At 59.1% G+C, this 3,954-nt stretch carries 4 protein-coding genes; all 4 read left to right on the forward strand.

Annotation, left to right across the window (positions count from 1 at the left end; genetic code table 11):
• Positions 1-244 precede the first annotated feature (244 nt).
• The 4 genes from LOC54_RS11680 to LOC54_RS11695 are packed head-to-tail and all read left to right on the forward strand — an operon-like array spanning position 245 to position 3,796.
• Positions 245-1,393 carry an MlaE family ABC transporter permease gene (locus tag LOC54_RS11680; protein ID WP_408740351.1) on the forward strand — a complete coding sequence of 383 codons (1,149 nt, stop codon included), beginning with the start codon at positions 245-247 and terminating at the stop codon, positions 1,391-1,393.
• Positions 1,394-1,395: 2 nt separating this feature from the next.
• A complete protein-coding gene (locus LOC54_RS11685) occupies positions 1,396-2,214 on the forward strand; it encodes an ABC transporter ATP-binding protein (protein ID WP_279313967.1) in 819 nt (272 codons plus the stop codon).
• Entirely contained in the window at positions 2,214-3,194 is a 981-nt protein-coding gene (locus LOC54_RS11690) for an MlaD family protein (RefSeq protein ID WP_279313968.1), read from the forward strand. Before LOC54_RS11685 ends, LOC54_RS11690 begins: the two co-directional genes overlap by 1 nt.
• Entirely contained in the window at positions 3,194-3,796 is a 603-nt protein-coding gene (locus LOC54_RS11695; RefSeq protein ID WP_279313969.1) for a PqiC family protein, read from the forward strand. The genes LOC54_RS11690 and LOC54_RS11695 overlap by 1 nt, the downstream gene beginning before the upstream one ends.
• The last annotated feature ends 158 nt before the right edge of the window (positions 3,797-3,954 follow it).

Here is a 3,954-nt window from a genome sequence, read left to right on the forward strand (position 1 = left end):
GGTGAGCGGCTTATAAGCCCCACCCGCAAACACCGTCAACACAGAAATTCAAAAAAAAATCAGAAAGACAGGAAAACCGGCGTTGCTGTCAGTTCAGCCCTGCCCCGGAAGGTTTACACTTTCACCTCGCGGCATGAAGGACTATCCTGCGCGGCGACCGGCCTTCCTCCGGGACCGGCATCCCCCCACGCCTGTTTTCTGCCCTGTGGCGGGACAGTCAGGGTTTCAGGAATCAGGAGAAAGGATATCACGGGTGGTTCAGAACACCGGAAAACCGGAATGGACGTTCCGCGAAGGACAGGGCGGCGCGATTCTGTCCCTCAGCGGTCCGTGGACCTCTGACACCGGACTGATTCCCTCCTTCAGTGCCGACGATCTCACACGGATTCGCGAAGGTGATTCGCTGGGTTTCGATACCGGCGGGCTGCAGGAATGGGACACTGTTTTCATTTCTTTTCTGTGGGATGTGAAGCAGGCGGCGGGCAGAAGCGGGATCAGGACGGATTTTTCGGGTGTTCCCGAATCGGCCTCGAAGCTGGTGTCCCTTCTTCCTGAGCATCCGGACCTTCCGCAGACCATATCCCGTGTCTCTTTCACTCCGCTTCTCCTGACGGGGGATCTTGTCGTCCGTTTCCTGACGAGTGCGGGTGCGGTGTCCGAACTGGCCTGGAATACCTTCCGCAGTGTCCTGTCTCCGCGCAGGAAGGGTCAGGGACATATGCGACCGGCGGATCTGTTCCGGGATATCAGCGATGCCGGTCCTTCGGCGCTGCTGATTGTCAGTGTCGTGAATTTCCTGCTGGGCAGCATTCTTGCTTTTGTCGGTGCGGTGCAGATGCGGAAATTCTCGGCTGACGCATATGTTGCCAATCTGGTGGGAATCGCCTGCGTGCGTGAGCTGAGCGCCGTGATGACGGCCATCATCATGGCCGGGCGCACCGGAGGGGCTTATGCCGCGCGCATCTCGACCATGCTGGGGAATGAGGAGATCGACGCGCTGCGGGTGTTCGGGATTCCCGTCACGTCCTATCTGATCCTGCCATCCGTGCTTTCGCTTATCCTGACGATGCCGCTGCTTTATCTGTATGGCTGTCTTCTCAGCACGTTTGGCGGTTACATTGTGACGGTGGGAATGCTTCCGAGCGTGACGACTGCGGGGTACTGGCACCAGCTTTTCGGGGCTGTCAGCCTTTCCCAGTTCTATTTCGGCTTTGTCAAAACTATCTTCTTTGCAGCCATGATCGCATTCTCCTCATGTAATATCGGTCTGCAGGCCGGACGCAGCGCTGCGGATGTCGGTGAGGCGGCGACACGAGCCGTTGTTGTCGGCATTGTGGGTGTGATTGCCCTTGACGCGATTTTTGCCGTCATTGCGAATGTGATCGGGATATGACGATGTCCCCTCCCCCGCCGCAGAAACCGATCCTCAGTGTCCGTGACCTGACGATCGGCTATGGTCGCAAGGTCATCCAGAGCGACATCTCCTTTGACGTGAAGCGCGGCTCGATTTTTGCCGTCATGGGCGGGTCCGGCTGCGGCAAGAGCACGCTTCTGCGCTCCATGATCGGGCTGCTGCGTCCGCAGACCGGCAGCTACACGGTGGATGGGGATGATTACTGGCATGGCCCCGATTCCCATCGCACCGCACTGAACCAGCGTTTCGGGGTACTGTTCCAGAGCGGCGCGCTGTGGAGCTCCATGACGGTCGGGGAGAATGTTGCTCTGCCACTAGAGATGTTCACCCGCCTGGATCATGACGCGATCCGGAGACTGACGGAGGTGAAGCTCGGTCTTGTCGGCATGGCTCATGCCGTCAATCTCTATCCTTCGGAAATTTCGGGCGGCATGTGCAAGCGGGCCGGGCTTGCACGTGCCATCGCGCTTGATCCGGATATTCTTTTCTTTGATGAGCCTTCCGCCGGGCTTGATCCGATCACCTCGGCCCGGCTGGACGAGCTTATCCTCAATCTGAGAGACGGTCTTGGCGTGACGGTCGTGATTGTCAGCCACGAGCTTTCGAGTCTCTTTGCCATTGCCGATGACGGGATTTTTCTTGATCCCGTTACGAAGAAACCGATCGCGCACGGAGCCCCTAGGGATATGCGCGATCACTCACCCGACCCGCGCGTCCGGGCCTTCATGAACCGACAGCCCTCGCTTCAGGATCAGACGCCGCAGTCCCCCTCCGGTCAGCAGCAGGAGCGCAGAACGTAATGGTCGCCGCCACCACCAGACAGACATTCATCGGGGGCTTTGTCCTCGGGGGTGCTGCCCTTGCCCTCAGTGCTTTCGTGCTGTTCGGGAATGCACGCATCTTTTCCAGGACGGATCGTGCCGTTGTCGTGTTCCAGAATTCCGTCAGCGGGCTTGCCGTCGGGGCGCCTGTTACCTTCAGAGGCGTGCTTGTCGGGCAGGTGACGGGCATTTCCCTTCGATTCGACTCGGTCAGCCATACGGCCTATATTCCGGTTACACTTTCTCTTGATGCCGATAAGGTCATGGTCGTCAGACACGGGAATACAGAGGGCACGCTTCCGTCCCTTGGAGACATGGTCAGGAGCGGGCTGCGCGCCGAGGAGAACGTGCAGAGCTTCGTGACCGGACAGACCAATATCGAGCTTGATTTCTTTCCCGGATCGGCGGCGGATCTTCATCCGCAGGTGACGGACGAGACCGAGATTCCGACGCATATCTCCTCTGTCGAGAAGGTAAAGCAGGCCCTGATGGATATGCCTCTGAAGGATATCGCGGCCCATGCTGACCAGACGATGGTATCTCTGAACAGGCTGGCGGACCGGCTGGACCAGAGCCTGCCTCTGCTGCTTGAGAGTGTGAAATCCACGTCGGATCATTCGCGTGAGACGGTCGATGCGGCGACAGCCGCGATCCGCGAACTTCAGCAGAAACTCAGCGTTACACTGACAGATGTGGATACCCTGATGAAAACGGGTACGACACAGCTTGATCAGCGCGGCCGCGAGCTCCATACGCTGCTGGTGAGTGCCGGAAAAACCACGGAGGACACACGCAGGACTCTTGATGATCTGCATGGCATGCTCTCCCCACGCAGTGCGGAGCGGGCAAATATCAGTGCCGCACTGCGCGATACGGCCGCTGCTGCTGCCGCGCTGCGTGGCTTTGCATCCGATATTGAACGTGACCCTAAACTTCTCCTGATGGGACGACGAAACTGATGTTTCCGACATATACAGCCCGCACATCCGCCTTCAGGGCGCTTTCCGCCGCCTGCGCGCTGACCCTTGCCGCCAGCCTGGCGGCATGCGCCGGACCGCCGCTGAAGCTCTATACTCTGGCGCCGCCGTCACCCCCGGCGAGCGGTGCATCACCCGAGACGACTCTTCAGGTCGATCATGTGGTCCTGCCCGCCTATATCGATAATCAGGACATCCTGACCCGCAACGACAATGACGTGAAGCGCAGCGATGACGGACGCTGGGCGGAGACTCTGTCCTCGGGAATCACCGATCTTCTGACGGCCGATCTTGCGAGCAGACAACCCAAGATCCTGGTAACGAAGCAGATCACCGGCGGTGCTCCGACGGCACGTCTTGATGTGACGATCTCGCGTCTGGACATCACGACCGGCGGTGAAGGCACGCTGGTTGCCCAGTGGGCCATTATTCCCAAGAATGAGAACATGCTGGTCCGTCGCATGACGGCGACGATCACGCGCACGGCCGATACATCCTCAGATGAGGCTGTGGTGGCCATGACGCAGGCCCTGATCAGCGATCTTACGGACCGGATCGTCACCTCCCTGCCTGGCGCATTCTGAAGCCGCCAGACCTTTCCTGACCGGTGGACTAAGGTCTGTGGGGATTCACTCGTAGCTTGAGATGTGATTCAAGCTTTGGATGGAACGTTTTGTGCTGACGGACGCCCAGTGGGCGTTGATTGAACCTCACTGCCTCGGCAAGTCGAGCGACCCAGGTC

The sequence above is a fragment of the Acetobacter sp. AN02 genome (assembly GCF_029759835.1).
GTDB lineage: Bacteria > Pseudomonadota > Alphaproteobacteria > Acetobacterales > Acetobacteraceae > Acetobacter.

What these genes read in the sequence shown, in the direction of transcription:
- LOC54_RS11685 (WP_279313967.1), top strand. Translation starts at nt 1,396, where the DNA reads ATGTCCCCTCCCCCGCCGCAGAAACCGATCCTCAGTGTCCGTGACCTG.
- LOC54_RS11690 (WP_279313968.1), top strand. Translation starts at nt 2,214, where the DNA reads ATGGTCGCCGCCACCACCAGACAGACATTCATCGGGGGCTTTGTCCTC.
- LOC54_RS11695 (WP_279313969.1), top strand. Translation starts at nt 3,194, where the DNA reads ATGTTTCCGACATATACAGCCCGCACATCCGCCTTCAGGGCGCTTTCC.